Source organism: Leifsonia sp. (assembly GCF_051955155.1).
Classification (GTDB): domain Bacteria; phylum Actinomycetota; class Actinomycetes; order Actinomycetales; family Microbacteriaceae; genus Leifsonia.
The window spans coordinates 1-21,227 of sequence record NZ_JBQCGZ010000042.1 but is presented as its reverse complement, the minus strand read 5'-3'; the positions used below and the strand labels follow the sequence as shown (position 1 = coordinate 21,227).

The following is a 21,227-nucleotide window of genomic DNA, read 5'->3' as shown; positions in this document are numbered from 1 at the left end:
GCGTGGGAGACGCCGGGAGCGCGGCACAGGATGGCCGCGCAACAGCCATTTTATCTCACTGCGGGGCCGTTCGCCGACCCCTCATCGACGGGTGTCGGTCGGCACCTTGATCAGCAGGCCGGCGCACACGAACACGACGGCGGCCGCGAGGCTGATCAGCGGCAGGATGCCGGTCAGGCCCGGGATCGGCCAGATCGGGTTCCAGAGCACCGCGATCGGGATGAGGCCGGCCAGCCACCAGCGCTTCTTCGCCTGCCAGGCGAACACGCAGAGGATGAGCGCGAGGATGCTCACCGCGTACAGCACGTAGACGTACCAGTCCGCCAGCGCCAGCCCGAACAGCAGCACGAGCGCCCCGATCATTCCTGGCGCCAGGGCGGCGCGGCTGTATGCGGGCTGCTGCGGTGTGTACGGCACCCGTCAACCCTACCGGCGCCGGAAACGCGTTCGCCGCCGGGCGCATCTGCACCCGGCGGCGAACGAGGTGTTACAGCGCTCCCCTCCTGAAGAGGAAGGCACAGGGCGGGGCGTCCGAGCCGACTCGGACGATCACCGCGGAGCGGGAGGCGAGCGCGACGAACGGGTCGAGCTCCAGGCGGGTCATCGGAATGCGGCGCAGTTCTGCGTCGGAGGCGATGCCGTTGACGGCGAACGCCACATCCGGGACCTCGTACGGCTCGTCGGCCAGATCCAGGAACAGGATCGGAGACGGGTCGGCGGTGTCGAGCGGGAAGACACTGAGGATCGCTTCGGCTGCGGCCTCGGTGGTGACGTCCTCCCCCAGGTGGACGAGTGGTGCGGTGAGTGTTTCTTCCGGATACCCGCTGCCGACGAGGGTAAGCGTTTCGCCGTCTTTCATGGCGTCCAGGGCGCTCAAGAGCGCACCGGACAGCAGCGGGCTGAGGTTCTTCAGCAAAGTCGGGCCTTTCCTGTAAAACGAATATTTCTCAACCCCTCCCAGGAGGATAGACCCAGCGGTATGTCCTCCCCCACCCCCCCATTAGGGGGAGGGGGGTCGACGCGCCGGGCGGAATGCCGCCGCGCGGGAGGCGGCTCTGCTATCCGAGAACGGCCTACCCCATAGGGGTATAGGGGACACGCGGTATCCTGGAGGGGTGATCGCAGACATCAAGAAGCGCGCCATGCACCGCACGCGGATCCTCGAAGGACAGCTGCGCGGTCTCGAGAAGATGATCGAGAACGAGGACTACTGCGTCGACATCATCACCCAGTCCCTCGCCATCCAGAAGTCCCTCGGCTCGCTCAACAAGCTGCTCGTGGAGAACCACCTGAAGACGCACGTCTCCGAGATGTTCGAGGAGGGCGGGAGCCAGCGCGACGACGCGATCCTCGAGCTGCTGAAGGTCTACGAGCTCTCCAACAACCGGGGCTGAGGGATGTCGGACCCGATCGAGATCGTCCGCGGCGACATCACGGAGCAGAGCGTCGACGCGATCGTCAACGCGGCCAACAGCTCGCTGCTCGGCGGAGGCGGCGTCGACGGCGCCATCCACCGCCGCGGCGGCCCCGCGATCCTGGAGGCGTGCCGCGAGCTGCGGGCGACCACCCTGCCCGATGGCCTGCCGACCGGCCAGGCCGTCGCGACGACGGCGGGCGAGCTCGACGCGCGATGGGTCATCCACACCGTCGGCCCCGTCTACGCCAAGCACGAGGACCGCACTCCGCTGCTGCAGAACGCCTACCGCTCGTCGCTGCGGGTGGCCCGCGAGCTCGGCGCGGCGACCGTCGCCGTCCCCGCCGTCTCCGCCGGGATCTACGGCTGGCCGATGGACGACGCCGCGCGGATCGCGGTCAGCACCGTGCGCGCCGTGCTCTCCTCCGGGGTCGGGTCGGTGGAGCTGGTGCGGTTCGTGCTGTTCAACGACGAGGCGCTGCGGGCGTTCCGCACGGCGGCCGGCGAGTGAGCGACGCGCCCGCGGCGCAGGCACGCGACGAGGAGGCCGTCGAGCGCTTCCGCGCGCTGCTGCGCATCCCGACGATGTCGCGCAACGACGTCGAGACGACCGACTGGGCCGCGTTCGACCGGTTCGCCGACGCGCTCCCGGAGCTCTATCCCGCCCTGCACGCCGTCCTCGAACGCGAGCGGCACGGGCACGCGCTGCTCTACCGCTGGCCGGGGACCGGCGAGGGCGACGGCGCGCCGACCGTGCTGATGGGGCACTACGACGTCGTTCCGGCGACGGACGAGGGCTGGACGCATCCCCCGTTCGCCGCCGAGCTCACCGGGAGCGGCGACGGCCGCCTGCTCTGGGGCCGCGGCACGCTCGACGACAAGGGAGCCGTCGTCGCGATCCTGGAGGCGGTGGAGGCGCTGGTCGCCGAGGGCTTCGCTCCGGCGTCCGACGTATACCTCAGCTTCGGGCACGACGAGGAGACGGTCGGCTCCGGCGCGCAGGCGCTGGTCGCCGTCCTGCGCGACCGCGGCGTCCGGCCGGGCTTCGTGCTCGACGAGGGCGGCGCGGTCGTCGAGCGCATCTTCCCCGGCGTGACGAAACCGATCGCCGTGGTCGGCGTGAGCGAGAAGGGCATCACCAGCGTCCGGCTCACCGTCGAGCAGCACGGCGGCCACGCGTCCACTCCCCCGAAGACGACGGCGACCGTCCGGCTCGCTCGGGCGATCACACGGGTGAACGCGAAGCCGTTCCCGGCGCGGCTCAGCGAGACCAACCTGCGGATGGTCGAGACCCTCGGCGCGCACGCGACCGGCCCGCTGCGCGCGGTCTTCGTGCGCGCCCGCCGGCTGCAGCCGCTGCTGCGCGCGGTATTCGCCAGAATCAGCGACGAGACGCGCGCGATCGTGCGGACGACGACCGCGGTGACGCAGCTGCGCGGCAGCCTCGCGGCGAACGCGCTGCCGGAGACCGCAGAGGCGGTCGTGAACGTCCGCATCGCCGTCGGCTCGTCGGTTGCCGAGACGCTCGAGCACCTGCGCAGGGCGATCCGGGATCCGCAGGTGCGCATCGAGGCGGTGGACCCGAGCGAGCCGTCCCCGGTGTCGCCGAGCACCGGCCCGGAGTGGGACCGGCTGGCGGGGGCCATCGCCGCGGTGCACCCGCGGGCGATCGTGACGCCGTACATCATGCTCGGCGCGAGCGACAGCAGGCACTACACGGCCATCGCCGAGGCCGTCTACCGGTTCACGCCGTTCGAGATGAGCGCCGAGGAACGCGGGACGCTGCACGCGCGCGACGAGCGCATCCACGTCGCGACCTGGCTGCGCGGCATCCGCTTCTACGAGCGGCTGCTGCGCGCCTCGTAAGGCCGCCGCGGAGTGCAGAACTCCGGCTGCGATCACGAGGGCGCCATCCGTTCCGGAGTTTCTCACGCGACGCGCCGCGGTGAGCCGTGAAGAACTCCGGAAGCGATCGCGAGGGACGCGCCGAAGGGGGCGGTGGCTACGCGGCGCCGCCGAGGTCGGGCAGCTGGATGGCGCGGCTCGACGGCGGCAGCTGGCGCACCCGCTCGATCGCGGGCACCAGCTCGGCCGCCCACGCGCGGTAGCCCGCCTCGTTCAGGTGCAGCCGGTCCTCGGTGAAGGTCGGGTTCAGCTCGCCGTCCGGGAGCGCCAACGCCGGCCAGAGGTCGAGCCAGCCGGCGTGCACCGTCGGCGCGAACTGCCACAGGTGCCGGTTGATGTCGCGGATCTGGTCCGCGAACTCGCGGCCGCGCGGCAGCACGGACTGCGCGAGGATGCGGCCCTCCGGCAGCTCCTTGCGCAGCGTCACGAGCATCGTCTCGACGTTGCGCACCACGTGCTCCACCGAGCGGCGCCAGGCCAGGTCGTTCGTGCCGACGAGCAGCGCGACGGTCGCCGGGCGGGACTCGATCACGTCCCAGAGCCGGGCGATCACGTCGTCGGTGGTGTCGCCGGCGACGCCGAAGTTCCGGACGTCCTCCCCGGGGAGCAGCGACTCCCAGTCGCCGCCCTGCGTCAGACTGTCACCGACCAGTGCGAGCGGCCCCCGTCCCGATCCACCGTCATCCGTCATGCGCCTATCCTCCCCCGAATCGGGGGTTCGGGGAAGGACGGCTCAGGGGACTCTAAAGCAGCGACTTGGTGTGCCAGACCGTCTTCGTCTCAGTGAAGAAGGCGATCCGGTCGAGGGACGGGGCGGCGGCGTCGGCGCCGTTCTCCGGCGGCAGCACGCGCTTCAGCGTGTCAGCGGCGGCGATCTGCAGGTCGATCCACTCCAGCGCCCCCGCGCCGACCAGGTCGAGCGCGTTCACGTCGGCGTGCGAGGCGAGCCACGGCGCGATCTCCGCGGGCGAGCCGGTGAGGATGTTGACGACGCCGCCGGGGACGTCGCTCGTGGCGAGCACCTCGCTCAGGCTGATCGCCGAGAGCGGGAAGCGCTCGCTGGCGACAACGACGACGGTGTTGCCGGCGACGAGGGCCGGCGCGACCGCGCTCACGAAGCCGAGCAGGCTGGAGTCCTGCGGAGCGACGATCGCGACGACGCCGGTGGGCTCCGGCACCGAGATGTTGAAATAGGGGCCGGCGACCGGGTTGGCGTTGCCCGCGACCTGCGCGAACTTGTCCGCCCATCCCGCGTACCAGACCCAGCGGTCGATCGCCTCGTCCACCTGCGCGCCGGCAGCGGCGGCGGAGACGCCCTCCGCGTTCTGGATCTCGTCCACGAACTGGGCCCTCCGGCCCTCCAGCAGCTCGGCGATGCGGTACAGCACCTGGCCGCGGTTGTAAGCGGTGGCGCCGGCCCAGCCGGACAGGGCGGCGCGGGCGGCGACCACCGCGTCGCGAGCGTCCTTGCGGGAGGCCTTCGCCGCGTTCGCGAGGAACGCACCCGTCGCGGAGGCCACCTCGTACGTGCGGCCGGACTCGCTGCGCGGGAACTTCCCGCCGATGTAGAGCTTGTAGGTCTTCGGCACGGCCAGGCGGCTCATTTCTTGGCTCCCTTGCGGGTGGAGGTGGATGCGGTGACCGCAGGACGCGCGGTGCTGCGCGCGGCGGGGATGGAGCGTCCCGGCACCAGGTACGCGCCGAGGCCGTGGCGGCCGCCCTCGCGACCGTAGCCGGACTCCTTGTAGCCGCCGAACGGGCTGGCCGGGTCGAAGCGGTTGAACGTGTTGGCCCAGACCACGCCGGCGCGCAGCTTGTCGGCGACGGCCAGGATCCGGCTGCCCTTGTCGGTCCAGATGCCGGCGGAGAGGCCGTACGGGGTGTTGTTCGCCTTGGCGATCGCCTCGGCCGGCGTGCGGAAGGTGAGCACCGAGAGCACAGGGCCGAAGATCTCCTCGCGGGCGATCCGGTGGCTCGTGGAGACATTGTCGAAGATCGTCGGCGCGAACCAGAACCCGTTCTCCGGGATGGCGCAGTCGGGACTCCAGCGCTCCGCGCCCTCGGCCTCGCCGATGTCGGAGAGCTCGCGGATGCGCTGCAGCTGCTCCGCGCTGTTGATGGCGCCGATGTCCGTGTTCTTGTCGAGCGGGTCGCCGAGGCGCAGCGTCGACAGCCGGCGCTTCAGCCGGTCCACGACCTCGTCGTGCACGCTCTCCTGCACCAGGAGCCGGCTGCCCGCGCAGCAGACGTGGCCCTGGTTGAAGAAGATGCCGTTGACGATGCCCTCGATGGCCTGGTCGATGGGGGCGTCGTCGAAGACGATGTTCGCCGCCTTGCCGCCGAGCTCCAGCGTGAGCTTCTTGTCGGTGCCGGCGACCGAGCGGGCGATCTCGCGGCCGACCGCCGTCGAACCGGTGAAGGCCACCTTGTTCACGTCCGGGTGCGAGACCAGGTCACGGCCGGTCTCTCCGGCTCCGGTCACGATGTTGACGACACCGGCGGGCAGGTCGGCCTGCTGCACGATCTCGGCGAACAGCAGCGCCGTGAGCGGCGTGGTCTCCGCCGGCTTCAGCACGACCGTGTTGCCAGCGGCGAGCGCCGGCGCGATCTTCCACGCCAGCATCAGCAGCGGGAAGTTCCACGGGATCACCTGCGCAGCGACGCCGAGGGCGCGCGGCGCGGGTCCCAGACCCGCGTGCTCGAGCTTGTCCGCCCAGCCCGCGTAGTAGAAGAACCACGCGGCGACGAGCGGGACGTCGACGTCCCTGCTCTCCTTGATCGGCTTGCCGTTGTCGAGGCTCTCGGCGACGGCGAGCTCGCGGGCGCGCTCCTGGATGAGCCGCGCGATGCGGAACAGGTACTTGCCGCGGTCGCTGCCGCTCATCCGCGACCAGACGCGGTCGTAGGCGCGGCGGGCGGCGGCGACGGCCGCATCCACGTCGGACGCGTCCGCGGTGGAGATGGTCGCGATGCGCTCCTCCGTGGCGGGCGAGATCGTCTGGAACGGCGTCCCGCGGCCGGCGACGAACTCGCCGTCGATGAACAGCCCGTACTCGTCGCGCAGGTTCAGGATCGACCGCGACTCGGGGGCCGGGGCGTATTCGAGGAAACTCATGGTGGTCTGCTTTCGCTCAGTCGATCGTCACGTAGTCGGCGCCCGAGTAGTGCCCGGTGCGCAGCTTCTGCCGCTGCAGCAGCACGTCGTTCAGGAGGCTGGAGGCACCGAACCGGAACAGGTGCGGCTGCAGCCAGTGCTCGCCCACCGTCTCGGCGACGGTGACGAGGTATTTGATGGCGTCCTTGGACGAGCGGATGCCGCCGGCCGGCTTCACACCGATCTCCTCGCCGGTGAGGCGGTGCCAGTCGCGGACCACCTCGAGCATCAGCAGGGTGACGGGGAGGGTCGCGGCGGGCGACACCTTGCCGGTGGACGTCTTGATGAAGTCGGCCCCGGCCAGGATGCTCAGCCAGGACGCGCGCCGCACATTGTCGTAGGTGTTCAGCTCCCCGGTCTCGAGGATCACCTTGAGGTGGGCGTAGCTGCCGTCGTCGCGGCGGCACGCCTCCTTGACGGCGACGATCTCGTCGAAGACGAGTCCGAACCGCCCGGAGAGGAACGCCCCGCGGTCGATGACCATGTCGATCTCGTCCGCGCCGGCGGCGACGGCGTCCGCGGTGTCCGCGAGCTTCACGGGCAGGGAGGCGCGGCCGCTCGGGAAGGCGGTGGCGACGGCCGCGACGTTGACGCCGCCCGGAGTCCTGGCAGCGTGGGACGCGCCGAGCGCCTCCCCGGCGTACGGGACCATGTCGCCGTAGACGCACACGGCGGCGGGCCGCGGCGTGGTCGGGTCGCCCGGGTCCGGCGTGAGCGCCTTGGCGACGAGCGAGCGCACCTTGCCGGGGGTGTCGGCCCCCTCCAGGGTGGTCAGGTCGATCAGCTCGATCACCTTGTCCAGCGCCCAGGCCTTGCTGGTGGTCTTGATGGAGCGGGTGCCGAGGCCGGCCGCGCGCTGCTCCAGGCCCACCGCGTCCACCCCGGGGATCCCGTTCAGGTAGCGGCGCAGCGAACCCTCGGTGAGGTCGCCGCCGAGCACCTCGACGGCGCGGGCGGCCGGCGCGAGCTGGCGCACCGGCGGCGTTGTCTCGATGGTCATCTGTGGTCTGCTTTCTTGTCGTTCGGCGCGGTGCGGCCGAGCAGGTCGTTCGCGGTCGACTCGTCGGTGATCAGGATGGTGCACAGCCCGCTCGCCACCACGGCATGAGCGACCTGGTGCTTGGCGTCGCCGGCGATCACGGCGATGCTGGTGCGGGCCGAGCGCAGTTCGTCGAGGCTCAGCCCCAGGGTCCGGCTGTCGAGCTCCGGGTCGGCGACCTGCCCTTCGTCGGTGATAAAGCGGCCGACGACGTCGCCGACCGCCCCCTTGTCGGCGAGCGCGCGCACATCGTCGGGCGAGAGGTAGCCGGAGTCGACGTGCACCGAGCTGGTGTCGACGACGCCGGCGCTGAAGAGGTAGGCGCTCGCATCCCTGGCCAGCTCCAGCACGGACTGCACGGACCGGTCGGCCTCGATCGCGCGCCGGGTGGCGGCGTGCTCGAAGATCGCGGGGCTCGGCAGCAGCGTCGCGGTGCCCTGTGCCTTGCGCGCCATGACGACGGCCGTGTCGGCCGCGGCGGTCGCCTGCCGGGTGCTGGAGACGCTCCCGTTGATCTGAACGGGGTTGACGCCGACGGCCCAGCCGGGGCGGAGCCGGGCGGCGACGGCGTGCAGGGTGCGGCCCCAGCTGACGCCGAGCGTGCGCGGGACCGGTCGGAGCGTGGTCAGGTAGTCGGCGGCGGCCTGGGCGACGCGCGCCTGGGCGTCGGAGTCCGACTCCGCCGCGGGCACGACGACCGCGTCGGCGAGCCCGTAGAACCCGCAGAGCTCGCGCTCGAGCGAGAACCGCCTGGCGCTGGGATGCACGATCTCGATGCGCACGAAGCCCTGCTCCCGCGCCGCGACCAGCAGCCGGCCGACCTTCCAGCGCGAGACGTTCAGCGCCACGCCGATCTCGTCCTGGGTCTTGCCCGCCTCGTAGTAGAGCTCTGCGGCTTTGACGGCGAGGATCTCGTCGGTATCGTTCAGGGCCACCCGTCCAGGATAGGGCGCTCTGCAACGCTTGCGCGGTACGTGCTCAAATGAGCGAGCGCCGTTTCGTTTATCGTTGGCTCGTGCCCACTCCCCTCGCTCTCGCCGTCGACTTCGGCGGCACCAAGGTCGAAGCCGCCCTCGTCGACGCGGACGGCCGGCTCGTCCCCGACTCCCGGTTCCGCCGGCCCACCGGACGCACGGCGACCGTCGCCGACCTGGAGGCCTCCGTCGGCGGCGTCGTGCGCGACGCGCTCGCCGCGCTGCCGGTCGGCGCGGAGATCGTCGGCGTCGGCATCGGCTGCGCCGGCCCGATCGACCGGAGGCTCGGGCTCGTCTCGCCGCTGAACGTGCCGGACTGGCGCGACTACCCGCTGCGCGACTACATCGGCTCCGTCGTCGCCTCCCTCGGCCTCGACGTCCCGGTCACGCTCGAGATGGACGGCGTCGCGATCACGATGGCCGAGCACTGGGTCGGCGCGGCGCAGGGCGTCGACAACGTGATGGGGATGGTCGTCTCCACCGGCATCGGCGGCGGGCTCATCGTCGGCGGCCGCGTGATCACCGGGCCGACCGGCAACGCCGGGCACATCGGCCACGTCGAGGTGGGCGAGATCGTCGGCGAGAACACCTTCGGCAACCCGTCGGCGCTGGAGGCGATCGCCTCCGGGCCGCACACCGTCGCGTGGGCGCGCTCGCAGGGCTTCACCGGCAGTACCGGAGAGGAGCTGGCCGCCGCCTACGCCGCGGGCGACGAGGTCGCGGTCCGTGCGATCGCGCGCACCGGCGAGGCCGTCGGCCGCGCCATCGCCTCGGCGACCGCGCTGCTCGACCTCGAGCTCGTCGCGATCGGCGGCGGCTTCTCGCACTCGACGCCCGACCTCTTCGACCACATGCGCGCGGTGATCGAGCACCACTACTTCCCGTTCGTGCGCAAGGTGCGGATCGTCCCCTCCGCCCTCTCCTCCGAGGGCCCCCTCATCGGCGCCGCCGCCCTCATCCACCGCGCCGCCCTCCTCCCCGCCTAGCCGCCGAGTACGCAGAAATTCGGGTCGAAACAGCCGAGTACGCGGATAATCTGCGTACTCGGCTGTTCGGGAGCGCGGGTCAGCGGTCCTCGAGGGGGACGGGGCGGGCGACGACGGCGCCGGCGGCCGCGGCGGCGAGGGCGGTGGCGGTCAGGACGAGCAGGGCCGGGGTCCAGGCGCCGGTGAGCTGGTGCAGCAGGCCGACCAGCAGCGGACCCAGCGCGCCGAGCGTGTAGCCGAGGCCCTGCGTGAAGCCGCTGAGCGCGACCGACCCGGCGTGCGTGCGGGTCCGCACGTTGATCAGCACCAGGCTCAGCGGGAACAGCAGCGGGCCGAGCCCGGCGAACGAGACCCACAGCCAGGTCGCCGTCTCCGGCACCAGGATCAGGCCGAGGTAGCCGACGACGAAGAACGCGACCCCGGCGTAGATCAGCACGGCGACGTTCCGCATCCGTGCGGCCAGCAGCGGCACCAGCAGACCGGCGGGGATGCCCATCCCGGCATACACGGACAGCAGCGCTCCGGCCTCCGCGGGCGGCGTCCCCGCCACATCGTGCAGCAGCTGCGGCAGCCAGGCGAACATCGCGTACGCGTTCAGGCTGGACACCGCGAACACGATCGCCATCGCCCAGGCCAGGCCGGAGTGCCAGATCCGGCCGACCATCGCGCGGTCCGCCTCCTCCACCTCGACGTCGTGCGCGGGATGCGCCGGCCGGTGGGTGACCAGGATGCGCAGCCAGGGCAGGATCGCCAGCACGCTCACCAGCGCCCACATCCCCACCGAGACGTGCCAGTTGGCGGCGTCGGCGACCGGGACCGCGATCAGCGGCGGCAGCAGCGTGCTCACCGACATGACGGTGGCGTAGAGCGAGGTGACCAGCCCGATCCGGTCGGGGAAGTAGCGCTTCACGAGCGGAGGGAGCAGCACGTTGCCCACGCCCATCCCGGCGAACGTGATCGCCGAGCCGATGGCGAGCACCGCGAACGACCCGGCGGCGGCGCGCACCACGTGCCCGGCGAGCATCACCCCGAGCGCGACCAGCAGCACCGACTCCAGGCTCAGCCGGCGCGTGAAGGCGGGAGCGAGCAGCCCGAACAGCGCGAAGCAGACCGGCGGGAGCATCCCGAGCAGACCGACGCCGATGCTGGAGACCGGGAACTCGGCCCGGATCTCGCTGAAGATCGGCGACAGCGCCGCGACCGCCGTGCGCAGGTTCGCCGCCACCAGCAGGATGCCGACGAGCGCGACGGCCCGTCCGTGCCAGAGCGGTCGCGGGCTCGCGCCGCCGCCCGTCACGCGGTCTCGGCCGTCAGGATGGCGCGGGCGCGCTCGACGTCTTCGCCGATCTGGGCGATCAGCGGGTCGATGCCCGCGTAGGCGACCATGCCGCGGATGCGCTCCACGAACGAGATCTCGACCGTGTGCCCGTAGAGGTCCAGGTCCTCGTCGAGCACGTACGCCTCCACCTGCTTCTGCGGCACGCCCTCGAACGTCGGGTTGTTGCCCACCGAGATGGCCGCGGGATAGCGCGTGCCGCCGTCGGTCAGCCAGCCGGCGTAGACGCCGTCCGCGGGGATGAGGCCCTCCGACTCGGGCGACAGGTTCGCGGTCGGGAAGCCGAGCTCGCGGCCGCGCTTCGCGCCGTGCACGACGACGCCGGCGACGGTCGGGACGTGCCCGAGCAGCTGCGTCGCGTGCGCGACGTCGCCCTCGGCCAGCAGCTCGCGGATCCACGTGGAGGAGACCCGGCGGCCGTGCTCGGGGCGAACGTCGTCGATGAGCTCCACCGTGAAGCCGTACCGCTCCCCCAGCTCGCGCAGCATCGCCACGTCGCCCGCGCCGCGCGCTCCGAACCGGAAGTCGCTGCCGACGAGGACGGCCGCGGCGTGCAGCCGGTCGACGAGGATCCGGTGGACGAACTCCTCCGGGGGCAGGTCGGCGAGCGTGCGGTCGAAGGTCACCATGAGCGTGGCGTCGATGCCGGTCTCGGCGAGCAGGCTCAGCTTCTGCCGGTTGCTGACGAGGGCCGCCGGGCACTTCTCCGGCGCAAGCACCTCGAGCGGGTTGCGGTCGAAGGTGATGACGGTCGCGGCGAGACCCCGGTCGGCCGCGACCTCGCGCAGCCGCCCGATCACGGCGCGGTGGCCGCTGTGCACGCCGTCGAACTTGCCGATCGTGACCGCGCTCGGCCCGTAGCCGTCCGGCACCTCGGCGACGGAGGTGAAGACCTTCACGAGGCGTCCTCGCGCGGGTGGTGCCTGCTCAGCCAGAACAGCCCGAGGATGGGCAGCACCAGCGGGATGAACAGGTAGCCCATGCCGTAGACGGACCAGACGGTCGCGTCCCTGCCGAACGGGTCGATGTCGTGCAGGCCGAGCGCGGCGGGCGCGAGCAGGCTCAGCGTCCCGATCACCAGGACGCCGGCGAGCTCGAAGCTGATGGTGATCCACGCCACGCGGTACCAGACCCGTCCCGGCGCGATGAGCGCGACGGTCGCGACGATGTAGACGACGGCCGCCACCGCGGACAGCGTGAACGCGACGGGCGCCTCGTGGAACCGGTCGATGATCTGGAAGACGCTGCGGCCGGTCGCGGCGAGGGCGAGCACGCCGTACACGAAGACGAGCACCCGGCCGATGCCGGAGATGCGGCGCTTCTCGGCGGGTTCGCCTGAGCGCTCGCGCGCGGACATGGTGTGGTGGGACATCCCTACGATTCTATTCGCGTCGGGGAGGCGGCCGGCACGCGCCCAGGCGGCGGGGTCAGGCGCCCTGGACGAACCAGATCTGACCCATCCGGTAGACCATCACGGCGATGGCGAGGCAGACGCCGCCCAGGATGACGGTGCTCCACCTGTTGCGTTCGATCAGCGCCCAGAACCCGCCGGCGAGCGGCAGGATCAGCGCGGAGATCAGGTAGATGTAGAACTCGGCCAGGCTGCCGCTCGGCTCGTTTCCCACCAGCGGGGCGACGATCGCCATCACCAGCTGCACGATCAGCAGCAGCTCGACGAGCGCGACGGCGCCCATGGTGAGGTCGCCGGGGACACGGCCGGCGAGACCCAGGATGATGCAGAGCACGCCGGCGAGGACGGCGACGGCGACCTGCACCGTCACGAACCAGTCGATCATGCGGTGGCGATCTCGTCCGTCGGGAAGTTCACGAGTGTCCTTGCTTCCTTTCCGCGGAACTCGATCAGCCCCACCAGATGCCCGGACGGCGCGATCGCCGCGACCGGCTCGCCACCGGGCACCTCCCGGTCGGCGACATGGATGCGCCTCCCGTGCGTGAGGTCGATCGCCTGCTGCTCCGTCAGCTCGAGCCGCTCGAAGAGCCGCGACGCCGCGTCCGCCGCCGGGATGAGCGCCGTTCCGGGATCGAGCGTATCGAGGTCGCCGGCCTCCCGCACGTCGTACGCGCCGACGCGGGTGCGGCGCAGCGCCGTGAGGTGGCCGCCGACGCCGAGGCCGGCCCCCAGGTCGCGCGCGAGCGAGCGGATGTAGGTGCCGGAGGAGCACACGACGCGCACGTCGAGGTCGATCGCCTCGGCCAGGCGCCGGGTGGCGAGCAGCTCGAACTCGGCGACGGTGACGGCGCGCGGCTGCAGCACCACCTCCTCGCCTGCGCGGACACGGGCGTAGGCGCGCTTTCCGTCCACCTTGATGGCGCTCACCGCGGACGGGACCTGCTCGATCTCGCCGGTGAGCGCAGCGATGCCGTCGCGGATCGCGTCGTCGGTCGCCGCGTCGAGGGCGCCGGCGGCCGCACGCTCGAGGATCTCGCCCTCCGCGTCGTCCGTCGTGGTGGTCGCGCCGAGCCGGATGGTCGCCAGGTACTCCTTGTCCGCACCGACGATGTAGGTCAGCAGCCGCGTCGAGGAGTTGATGCCGAGGATGAGCAGCCCGGTCGCCATCGGGTCGAGCGTCCCGGCGTGCCCGACCTTCCTGGTCCCGGCGAGCCTGCGCACGCGCGCGACGACGTCGTGACTGGTCCAGCCTCCCGGCTTGTCGACGAGGAGGAGCCCGCTGGCGATCATGCGCGCTCCCCGGTGACGTCGAGCACCAGCTGCAGCTTGGTGCGGAAGGTGGACTCGAGCAGCTCGGTCGCACAGACGTCGTGCCCGTACTCGTCGGGCAGGCGCAGGCCGAGCAGGGTGTTCAGCAGCATCCCCTCGGCCAGGAACGTGCGGGTCTCGTCCGGCGAGAAGCCGGCCTGGTCCCTGATCATCCGGTAGATCTCGATGAAGCCCGCGCGGGCGCGACCACCGATCACCGGGTCGTTGCCCATCCCGAAGGCCTGCATCAGCGCGAGCAGGATGCCGCGGTCCTCGATCAGGTTCACGTACGCGAGGCCCAGCCTGCGGCCGATCTCGTGGTGCTCGCCGACGGCGCCGGCCTCGCCCGCGGGCGAGCCGTCCGCCTTCCAGCCGTCGATCGTCTCCTGGAAGCTGACCAGTAGCTTGTCGAGCGCGCGCTGCAGCACCTCCACGAAGAGGTTCTCCTTGCTCCCGAACATGCGAACGACGTACGGCTGGCTGATCCCGGCCGCCTTGGCGATCTGGTCCGTGGTCGCGCCGAAGTAGCCGCGCTCCCCGAAGACGAGGCTCGCGGCGCCGAGGATCTGCTCGCGCCGTTCGGCCGAGGGGATCCGTTCGCTGATCGCCGAGGTCATGCTTGACAGGTTATCAGCCGATTACTAAAGTGCGATGTAATCATTCGATTACTAACGAGTCCGATCAGGAAGCGATGCGTCCCATGACCACTGTCCGCCCCGCCGGCGCCGCACGCCGCATCCCCGTCTGGCTCGCCATCGTCGCGGCCTCCCTCCCGATGTTCATGGCGACGCTCGACAACCTCGTCGTCACCAGCGCCCTCCCCGTGATCGCCCGCGACCTGAGCGCCTCGATCGAGGAGCTGCAGTGGGTCGTCAACGCGTACACGCTCAGCTTCGCGACGCTGATGCTGATGGCCGTCGGCCTCGGCGACCGGTTCGGCCGCCGCACGGTGTTCCTCGGCGGCATCGCCGTCTTCACGCTCGCGAGCGCCGCCAGCGCTCTCGCGACCGAGCCCTGGATGCTGATCGCCGCCCGCGCGATCCAGGGCGCGGGGGCCGCGGCGCTGCTCCCGCTCTCGCTCACCCTGCTCGCCAGCAGCGTGAGCACCCGGCTGCGCCCGGCCGCGATCGGCATCTGGGGCGGCATCTCCGGCCTCGGCGTCGCGCTCGGCCCGCTGATCGGCGGCGCTGTCGTGGAGGGCTGGAACTGGCAGGCCATCTTCTGGCTGAACGTCCCGCTCGGCGTGATCGCGGTGCCGCTCGTACTCCTGGCGCTGCCGAACAGCTTCGGCGAGCGCGTGCGCGCCGACCTCGTCGGCCTGCTGCTCGCCGCGCCCGGTGTGCTCGGCGTGGTGTTCGCGATCGTGCGCGGCAACGACGCGGGCTGGGGAAGCCCCGAGGTGCTCGTCCCGCTGGTGGCGGGCGCCCTGCTGCTCGTGGCGTTCGTCCTCTGGGAGTCGCGGACCAGCGCCCCCCTGCTCCCGCTGCGGCTGTTCCGGGACCGGAGCTTCACCGTCGCCAACCTGGTCGGCGTCACCTTCAGCTTCGGCATCTTCGGCGCGATCTTCATCCTCATCCAGTTCCTGCAGGTCGTGCAGGGGCACACCCCGCTGGAGGCCGGCGTGATGACCATGCCGTGGACTCTCGCGCCGATGGTCGTCGCGCCGCTCACCGGCCTGTTCGCCTCCCGCACCGGGACGCGCCTGCCGATCGTCGCCGGGCTCGTCCTGCTGGCCGCCGCGATGGGCTGGATCGCGCTCACGCTGTCGGCGACGCTCGCCTACTCGGCGATGTGGCCGCCGTTCCTGCTCGCCGGGATCGGCATGGGCCTGGTCTTCGCGCCGAGCTCGACCGCGGTGCTCGCGAACATGCGGCCGGCCGACCACGCCAAGGCGTCCGGCGCCAACTCCACGCTGCGGGAGATCGGCGTCGCGCTCGGTGTCGCCGTCCTGACCGCCGTGTTCACCGGTGCGGGAGGGACGCTGACGCCGACCGGGTACGTGGATGCGGCCATCCCGGCGGTCTGGGTCGGCGCCGCAGCTCTCGCGGTCGCCGCACTGATCGCGCTCGCCCTGCCGCGCGGCCGGGGCACCGCCCCCGCCGAGCCGGCCGACGCCGCCGTGGACGCCCTCGCCACCGCCGAACCCGCGCCGGTCCTCGCCGACTGAGCTCTCCGCGCCCGCCCCGCCGTGCGATTCGTCACGAACGCATTCCGTTCGTCACGAACGGTTCCCGTTCGTCACGAATGCGTCCCGTTCGTGACGAATCATCGTCGGCGCGGCGCGGCCGTAGGCTGGGAGGCGTGCGAATCGGCGTGATCGGAGCGGGGGCCATCGGCGGCGCGATCGCGGCGCTCCTGGACAGAGCGGGCCACGAGGTCTCGGTCACCGCGCGCGGCGAGCACCTCGCCGCGATCCGGGCGGACGGCCTGCGGCTCGACGGCGGCTGGGGCGAGCACACCGCCCGCGTGCGGGCGGCGACCACCCTGCTCGAGACGCCGGAGCTGGCCTTCGTCTGCACCAAGGCGCAGGACGCGGAGTCCGCCATCCGCGAGAACGCCGCCCACCTGGCCGGGATCACGGTCGTGGTCGTGCAGAACGGCCTCGCCGGCCTCCGCCAGGCCGTCGAGCTGCTGCCCGACTCCACGTGCGTCGGCGCGCTGGCGCTGTACGCGACCAGCTACCTCTCCCCCGGCCGCATCACGGTGACGACGACCGCGAACACCTACCTCGGCTCCGGCAGCGGCCCGGCGTCCGCCCCGGCCATCGAGGCGGCCCGCATCCTGGACACCGCGATGCCGTCGAAAGCGGTGCCGAACTTCACCGGCTGCCAGTGGACGAAGCTGATCGTCAACCAGGTCAACGCCATGCCGGCGATCACCGGGTTGAGCGTGCAGCAGACCATCGCCGATCCCCGCCTGCGCCGCGTCATCACGGCGAGCATGCGCGAGGCCGTCCGCGTCGGCTACGCGCGCGGCATCCGCTACGGCAGCATCCAGGGCCTGAGTGACGGCATCCTCCGCTTCGTCGCGTCGGCCCCGCTGTGGGCGGCGCAGCTGGTTCCGCTGCTGATGAAGCGCAGGATGGGCGCCCGGCCGAACCCCGGCTCCACGCTGCAGAGCATCCGCCGCGGCCAGCGCAGCGAGATCGACTACCTGAACGGCGCTGTCGTCGCCGAGGCGCAGGCCGCGGGACGCGCGGCACCGATCAACGCCGCGCTCACCGCGCTCGTGCACGAGGTCGAGCGCAGCGGCGCGTTCCTCGCCCCGGACGCCGTCGTCGAACGGGTGCGCGCCTGACCGATCACGCGGCGCGCACCGCGTAGACCGGCCGCTCGGGCTCCGAGTCGTCGATCAGGATGTCGGCGACCGCGCGCGGGCGCGCATCCTCCTCGTAGACCGCCCGCTCCGGCGCGTTCACCAGCAGCACCGACGCATCCCAGCCGCCGCGGAGCTCGGGCCGCAGCAGGAACTCGCCGTCGATCACCAGCACGGCATCGGGACCCGCCGTCAGCCACCTGCTCTCGACGGGAACGTCCCGCTCCTCGTCGAACGCCGCGGTCTGGAACCCGGTGCTCCCGGCCAGCCGGAACGGGTCGAGCAGCACCCGGCGCAGCGTCACGTAGTCGAACGCGTCGCGGTAGTAGCCCTCCGGTGTCTCCGGTCCCCGCCTGGTGCGGAACGCCCGCGGTGTGTGGAAGTCGGAGATGGACGCGCGGAACGTGTCCGCCCCGGCTTCCCGGAACACCTCGGCGAGGTCGTCGGCGAACGCGCCGGTGCCCCCGCCGCCGTCGACCGCGACCACCACCCTCCCGAGCGGCGCGATCTCACGGACGCGCCGCACGACATCCCGCAACAGCAGCACGCGCCTGGTCGGTGGCAGCCTCATGCGTCGAGCATAGGCCGCTCCGCCCGACGGCGCTCCCGGCCGTCGCGATGCGGGCTCGGCCTCACGGGACCGCCCGGGACGTCCTCCTCACCGGCCGGCGCCGGCCGCGGACACGGGAACCGCCTCCTCACGCCCCTCGCCGGTCGGCACGCGGGCGTCGCGCGACCGCCGACGCGGAGCAGGAAGCACCACGAGCGCAGTACCCACCAGCGTCACCAGGACCCCCACCACGAGCGCCGGTGTGAGCGGCTGGCCGAGGAACGGCACCGCCAGCAGGACCGTGAACGGAGGGATGAGGTTGCTCCACGCGCTCAGCGTCGCCGCGGGGTGGTGACGCAGCATCTGCCCGAGCAGCCACATCCCGAGCACAGAGTTGGCGAGAACGAGCCACGCGAGCGGCGCCAGCGACTCGGGCGCCAGCGGGATGCCGACCCCGCCGGTGAACGCGGCGAGCACGAACGTGATCGGAGCCGCGACGACGAACTGGATCCCGACGCTCACCCAGCTGTCGACGTCGCGCAGGCGCCGACGCTGCAGGAGCGATCCGCCGGCGTAGCCGAGAGCGGCGCTGAAAGCCGCGAACACCCCGACCGGCCCGCTCGGGATGCCGAGGTGGTCCGCCAACGCGACCGCAACCCCGACGAAGCCGATGATCACACCGGCGAGCCGCCAGCCGGTGAGCCGCTCGCGCAGGATCGGCACGGCTCCGATCGCGATCATCAGCGACGAGCTTCCCGCGATCAGCGAGGTCAGACCTGCGGGCATCCCCAGCCCCATCGCCGTGTAGTTCCCGCCGAACTGCACCACCTGGATGAGGAGGCCGACCACCAGGATCGGCCACCACTGCCGCCAGCCGCGGGGCCAGCGCGCGCGGCGGAGCGCGACGATGACGAGCACCACGCTCCCCGCGAGCGCGAAGCGCCAGAACGTCATGGCGAAGGGACGCATGGTGTGCAGCCCCAGCCCGCCCGCGATGTACCCCGAGCCGTAGACAGGCAGGAACACGAAGGGCAGGATGCGCTTCCACACGGTCGACAGAGGGATCTCGTAACGGTTCACATCGTTACACTCGCACGCCGTGGGTAACGTGTCAAACCGTTACACTGGACGCATGCCCGAACTCGACTTCGTGTACAACACGGGGGCTGCGTGGACCGATCTGCTCGGCACCCTCCGCTACCCGCACACCGAGGACCCGCTCGAGCGGCTCGACACACCGGGCCGGCTGGCCGAGTGGCTGGACGCCGTCGGCCTGGCGCCCACCCAGCGGCCCGTCGACGCGGACGTGGCGCTCGCCCGGTCCGTCCGCGACGCCCTTCGCGTACTCGCCGCTGGCGTCCTCGACATCCCCGCGCCGACCGACTCTCCCAGCGCAGAGGAGGCCGCACGCATCCTCGGCGCTCTGGGCCCGGTCCGTCCCGACGTCGCTGCCTCGACCGTTCCCCTGCGCCCGCAGGCGCCCGCCGACACCCGCGCAGCGCTCGCCCGGATCGTCGTGACGGCCGTCACCGATCTGGGACACCACCCGGACGACTTCGGCCAGTGCTCCGACCCGGGCTGCCGCAAGATCTACCTCGACCCGAGCCACGTGCGCAAGGCGTGCTGCGACACCTGCTCGACCCGGCTCCGGGTGCGCGCCTACCGCGAGCGGACGAAGAAGGCGTGAGCTTCGCGCAGACCGTCGTCGACTGGTATCACGCCAACCGCCGCGACCTGCCCTGGCGCCGGGACGGCTTCACCGCCTGGGGCACCCTGGTCAGCGAGTTCATGCTGCAGCAGACCCCGGTCTCCCGCGTCATCCCCCGGCTGGAGGAGTGGCTGACCCGCTGGCCGACGCCCGCCGATCTCGCCGCGGTGCCTCCGGGCGAGGCGGTGCGGGCCTGGCAGTCGCTCGGCTATCCGCGCCGCGCGCTCTGGCTGCACGCCGCCGCCGTCGCGATCACCGAGCGGCACGGCGGTACGGTGCCGGAGGACGTGGAGGCGCTGCTCGCGCTGCCCGGCATCGGCGACTACACCGCGCGCGCCGTCGCCGTGTTCGCGTACGGCCACCGGCATCCCGTCGTCGACACCAACATCCGCCGCGTGATCGCCCGCGCCGTCGACGGCCAGGCGGAGCCGGGACCGCCGAGCGCCCGCCGCGACCTCGCCGCGATGGAGGCGCTGCTCCCCGACGACCGGCCGGCGGCCGCGGCGTTCAACGCGGGGATGATGGAGCTCGGCGCGATCGTGTGCGTCGCCCGCTCGCCGCGCTGCGACGTGTGCCCGCTCGCCGACCGCTGCGCCTGGCGCGCGGCCGGCTATCCGGCCTACGCGGGGCCGCGCAAGGCCGTGCAGAAGAAGTACGAGGGCAGCGACCGGCAGGTGCGCGGCCGCATCCTCGCCGAGCTGCGCGCGTCGCACATCCCGGTGACCGCCGCGGAGCTCGAACAGGTCTGGCCGGATGCCGCGCAGCGCGAGCGCGCGCTCGCCGGGCTGCTCGCCGACGGCCTCGCCGTCGCCGCCGATGGCGGCTACACCCTCCCCTGACCCCGCGAGGCGCGCTCAGGACGGGGCGAAGACGAGGGGGTCCCAGTCCTGGATGCGGTGGCGGTACACGAGTCCCTCGGTGACGAACGGGTCGCCGGTGACGAAGCGCTCGGCCGCCTCCCGGGAGCGGAAGACGGCCATCGAGCCCTGCGTCGCCGGCTCGCCGAACGTGCCGATCATCAGGACGTCACCGCTGCGGGCGAAGTCGTCCAGGTAGGCGCGGTGCCGCGGGTACGCCTCGACGATCCGCTGGAAGTCCTCCGGGCGCGCGTCGGGGTCCGCGTCGTAGAAGCTGACGGCGTACATGCCGTCAGGCTAGTCCTCGCGCGAGCCCTCCGCCTCGTCCTCGTCGAACTCGCGGGGCTTGACGTACGGGTCCTCGTCGCCGGCGTAGCTCGCGCCCGCCGCCAGCCCGGCCACCTCGGTGTCGTGCTCGCGCGCCTGGCGCAGCAGGTCCTCGATGTGGGCCGCGTTCTCGGGGATCGCGTCCAGCTGGAACTCCAGGGTCGGCGTCAGCCGTGCCGTGATGTTCTTGCCGACCTCGCTGCGCAGCATCCCGGTCGCCGCCGTGAGCGCCGCCGCGGTGTCCGCGCGCTCCTGGTCGGTGCCGTACACCGTGTAGAACACGGTCGCGTGCTGCAGGTCGCCGGTCACCTGGACGTCCGTGATCGTGACGAAGCCCAGGCGCGGGTCGCGCAGGCCGCGGTCGAGCCGCTTGGCGATGATGACCTTGATTCTGTCGGCGAGCTTCCTCGCGCGTGCCGGATCGGCCATGACTCTGTTCTCCTTTCGGGCACGAAGGCCGGTGGCTTCAGCCACCGGCCTTCGTTCCGATATCAGACGCGGGGCTTCTCCCGCAGCTCTGTCGTCTCGATCTCGTCGCCGACCTGGATGTCGTTGTACTTGCCGAGGCCGATACCGGCCTCGAAGTCCGTACGGACCTCGGTGACGTCGTCCTTGAACCGGCGCAGCGACTCGATGGTGAGGTTGTCGCCCACCACGACGCCGTCGCGGATGACGCGCGCCTTGGCGTTGCGCGTGATCGTTCCGGACCGGACGATGACACCGGCGATGTTGCCGAACTTCGAGGAGCGGAACACCTCTCGGATCTCGGCGACACCCGACTGGACCTCCTCGAACTCGGGCTTGAGCATGCCCTTGAGCGAGTTCTCGATGTCCTCGATGGCGTTGTAGATGACCGAGTAGAAGCGGACGTCGACACCCTCGCGGGCCGCACGCTCGCGCGCCTTCACGTCCGGGCGGACGTTGAAGCCGATCACGATCGCGT

Annotated in this window: 25 protein-coding genes and 1 pseudogene; 8 read left to right on the top strand and 18 right to left on the bottom strand. The window is 71.9% G+C overall.

Annotated features, from left to right (window positions below):
- Positions 1–81: 81 nt before the first annotated feature.
- Positions 82–417, bottom strand: coding sequence for a DUF6804 family protein (locus ACTHMF_RS04100; protein WP_314147650.1), 336 nt, complete (start codon positions 415–417; stop codon positions 82–84).
- Between the two features lie 70 nt (positions 418–487).
- Positions 488–916, bottom strand: coding sequence for an RbsD/FucU domain-containing protein (locus tag ACTHMF_RS04095; RefSeq protein WP_314147651.1), 429 nt, complete (start codon positions 914–916; stop codon positions 488–490).
- 199 nt (positions 917–1,115) lie between these two features.
- Between ACTHMF_RS04095 and ACTHMF_RS04090 the strand changes: the two genes are divergently transcribed.
- The 3 genes from ACTHMF_RS04090 to ACTHMF_RS04080 all read left to right on the top strand — a co-directional run bounded on the left by ACTHMF_RS04090 (position 1,116) and on the right by ACTHMF_RS04080 (position 3,280).
- A complete protein-coding gene (locus ACTHMF_RS04090) occupies positions 1,116–1,394 on the top strand; it encodes a metal-sensitive transcriptional regulator (protein ID WP_271178103.1) in 279 nt (92 codons plus the stop codon).
- A gap of 3 nt (positions 1,395–1,397) precedes the next feature.
- Complete coding sequence (locus ACTHMF_RS04085) at positions 1,398–1,925, top strand: O-acetyl-ADP-ribose deacetylase (RefSeq protein ID WP_440316401.1); 528 nt, start codon at positions 1,398–1,400, stop codon at positions 1,923–1,925.
- A gap of 74 nt (positions 1,926–1,999) precedes the next feature.
- Complete coding sequence (locus tag ACTHMF_RS04080) at positions 2,000–3,280, top strand: M20/M25/M40 family metallo-hydrolase (RefSeq protein WP_440316406.1); 1,281 nt, start codon at positions 2,000–2,002, stop codon at positions 3,278–3,280.
- A 136-nt stretch (positions 3,281–3,416) separates the two neighbouring features.
- Here the strand turns inward: ACTHMF_RS04080 and ACTHMF_RS04075 are convergent, their stop codons facing one another.
- Genes ACTHMF_RS04075 through ACTHMF_RS04055 form a run of 5 tightly spaced genes read right to left on the bottom strand, consistent with a single transcriptional unit; the run spans position 3,417 to position 8,447 of the window.
- Positions 3,417–4,010, bottom strand: a complete 594-nt coding sequence (locus tag ACTHMF_RS04075; protein ID WP_440316400.1) for an SGNH/GDSL hydrolase family protein — start codon at positions 4,008–4,010, stop codon at positions 3,417–3,419.
- Between the two features lie 52 nt (positions 4,011–4,062).
- Positions 4,063–4,923 (bottom strand): aldehyde dehydrogenase family protein, encoded by an 861-nt coding sequence (locus ACTHMF_RS04070; protein WP_440316399.1) that lies wholly within the window; start codon positions 4,921–4,923, stop codon positions 4,063–4,065.
- Positions 4,920–6,434, bottom strand: a complete 1,515-nt coding sequence (locus ACTHMF_RS04065; protein ID WP_440316398.1) for an aldehyde dehydrogenase family protein — start codon at positions 6,432–6,434, stop codon at positions 4,920–4,922. Before ACTHMF_RS04065 ends, ACTHMF_RS04070 begins: the two co-directional genes overlap by 4 nt.
- A gap of 16 nt (positions 6,435–6,450) precedes the next feature.
- On the bottom strand, positions 6,451–7,473 hold the full coding sequence (gene deoC / locus ACTHMF_RS04060) for a deoxyribose-phosphate aldolase (RefSeq protein WP_440316397.1): 1,023 nt from the start codon (positions 7,471–7,473) through the stop codon (positions 6,451–6,453).
- Positions 7,470–8,447, bottom strand: a complete 978-nt coding sequence (locus ACTHMF_RS04055; RefSeq protein ID WP_314147657.1) for a sugar-binding transcriptional regulator — start codon at positions 8,445–8,447, stop codon at positions 7,470–7,472. The genes deoC and ACTHMF_RS04055 overlap by 4 nt, the downstream gene beginning before the upstream one ends.
- Before the next feature lie 47 nt (positions 8,448–8,494).
- Between ACTHMF_RS04055 and ACTHMF_RS04050 the strand changes: the two genes are divergently transcribed.
- Positions 8,495–9,472: an ROK family protein gene (locus ACTHMF_RS04050; RefSeq protein ID WP_440316396.1), complete on the top strand. Its 978-nt coding sequence runs from the start codon at positions 8,495–8,497 to the stop codon at positions 9,470–9,472.
- Positions 9,473–9,551: 79 nt separating this feature from the next.
- Here ACTHMF_RS04050 and ACTHMF_RS04045 read toward each other — a convergent pair whose 3' ends face one another.
- From ACTHMF_RS04045 to ACTHMF_RS04020, 6 genes are read right to left on the bottom strand one after another with little or no spacing between them, the layout of a single operon-like run.
- A complete protein-coding gene (locus ACTHMF_RS04045) occupies positions 9,552–10,769 on the bottom strand; it encodes an MFS transporter (protein ID WP_440316395.1) in 1,218 nt (405 codons plus the stop codon).
- Complete coding sequence (locus ACTHMF_RS04040) at positions 10,766–11,707, bottom strand: bifunctional riboflavin kinase/FAD synthetase (RefSeq protein ID WP_440316394.1); 942 nt, start codon at positions 11,705–11,707, stop codon at positions 10,766–10,768. The genes ACTHMF_RS04045 and ACTHMF_RS04040 overlap by 4 nt, the downstream gene beginning before the upstream one ends.
- The gene (locus tag ACTHMF_RS04035; protein WP_314147661.1) at positions 11,704–12,180 is read right to left on the bottom strand and encodes a hypothetical protein; all 477 of its coding nucleotides are present in this window, start codon (positions 12,178–12,180) and stop codon (positions 11,704–11,706) included. The genes ACTHMF_RS04040 and ACTHMF_RS04035 overlap by 4 nt, the downstream gene beginning before the upstream one ends.
- 55 nt (positions 12,181–12,235) lie before the next feature.
- Complete coding sequence (locus ACTHMF_RS04030) at positions 12,236–12,604, bottom strand: hypothetical protein (RefSeq protein ID WP_314147662.1); 369 nt, start codon at positions 12,602–12,604, stop codon at positions 12,236–12,238.
- Positions 12,601–13,509, bottom strand: a complete 909-nt coding sequence (gene truB, locus ACTHMF_RS04025; RefSeq protein WP_440316393.1) for a tRNA pseudouridine(55) synthase TruB — start codon at positions 13,507–13,509, stop codon at positions 12,601–12,603. Before truB ends, ACTHMF_RS04030 begins: the two co-directional genes overlap by 4 nt.
- Entirely contained in the window at positions 13,506–14,144 is a 639-nt protein-coding gene (locus ACTHMF_RS04020; RefSeq protein WP_440316392.1) for a TetR/AcrR family transcriptional regulator, read from the bottom strand. The genes truB and ACTHMF_RS04020 overlap by 4 nt, the downstream gene beginning before the upstream one ends.
- Before the next feature lie 83 nt (positions 14,145–14,227).
- Here ACTHMF_RS04020 and ACTHMF_RS04015 point away from each other — a divergent pair, with 83 nt between their 5' ends.
- Positions 14,228–15,694, top strand: a complete 1,467-nt coding sequence (locus ACTHMF_RS04015; protein WP_440316391.1) for a DHA2 family efflux MFS transporter permease subunit — start codon at positions 14,228–14,230, stop codon at positions 15,692–15,694.
- Positions 15,695–15,828: 134 nt separating this feature from the next.
- Positions 15,829–16,824 (top strand): ketopantoate reductase family protein, encoded by a 996-nt coding sequence (locus ACTHMF_RS04010; protein WP_440316390.1) that lies wholly within the window; start codon positions 15,829–15,831, stop codon positions 16,822–16,824.
- A 4-nt stretch (positions 16,825–16,828) separates the two neighbouring features.
- Here the strand turns inward: ACTHMF_RS04010 and ACTHMF_RS04005 are convergent, their stop codons facing one another.
- Both ACTHMF_RS04005 and ACTHMF_RS04000 read right to left on the bottom strand, forming a co-directional pair.
- Positions 16,829–17,413 (bottom strand): hypothetical protein, encoded by a 585-nt coding sequence (locus ACTHMF_RS04005; protein ID WP_440316389.1) that lies wholly within the window; start codon positions 17,411–17,413, stop codon positions 16,829–16,831.
- Positions 17,414–17,500: 87 nt separating this feature from the next.
- Positions 17,501–18,472 carry a DMT family transporter gene (locus ACTHMF_RS04000; protein ID WP_440316388.1) on the bottom strand — a complete coding sequence of 324 codons (972 nt, stop codon included), beginning with the start codon at positions 18,470–18,472 and terminating at the stop codon, positions 17,501–17,503.
- Positions 18,473–18,524: 52 nt separating this feature from the next.
- Here ACTHMF_RS04000 and ACTHMF_RS03995 point away from each other — a divergent pair, with 52 nt between their 5' ends.
- Together ACTHMF_RS03995 and ACTHMF_RS03990 are read left to right on the top strand one after the other, a co-directional pair.
- Complete coding sequence (locus ACTHMF_RS03995; RefSeq protein WP_440316387.1) at positions 18,525–19,079, top strand: ABATE domain-containing protein; 555 nt, start codon at positions 18,525–18,527, stop codon at positions 19,077–19,079.
- Positions 19,076–19,939 carry an A/G-specific adenine glycosylase gene (locus tag ACTHMF_RS03990; RefSeq protein WP_440316386.1) on the top strand — a complete coding sequence of 288 codons (864 nt, stop codon included), beginning with the start codon at positions 19,076–19,078 and terminating at the stop codon, positions 19,937–19,939. The genes ACTHMF_RS03995 and ACTHMF_RS03990 overlap by 4 nt, the downstream gene beginning before the upstream one ends.
- Before the next feature lie 15 nt (positions 19,940–19,954).
- On the opposite strand, the gene ACTHMF_RS03985 is transcribed toward ACTHMF_RS03990, so the two are convergent.
- The 3 genes and pseudogenes from ACTHMF_RS03985 to ACTHMF_RS03975 all read right to left on the bottom strand — a co-directional run.
- Complete coding sequence (locus ACTHMF_RS03985; RefSeq protein WP_440316385.1) at positions 19,955–20,245, bottom strand: YciI family protein; 291 nt, start codon at positions 20,243–20,245, stop codon at positions 19,955–19,957.
- Between the two features lie 9 nt (positions 20,246–20,254).
- On the bottom strand, positions 20,255–20,713 hold the full coding sequence (rbfA, locus tag ACTHMF_RS03980; RefSeq protein ID WP_440316384.1) for a 30S ribosome-binding factor RbfA: 459 nt from the start codon (positions 20,711–20,713) through the stop codon (positions 20,255–20,257).
- A 62-nt stretch (positions 20,714–20,775) separates the two neighbouring features.
- Positions 20,776–21,227 (bottom strand): annotated as a pseudogene (locus ACTHMF_RS03975) (translation initiation factor IF-2); the annotation flags it as partial.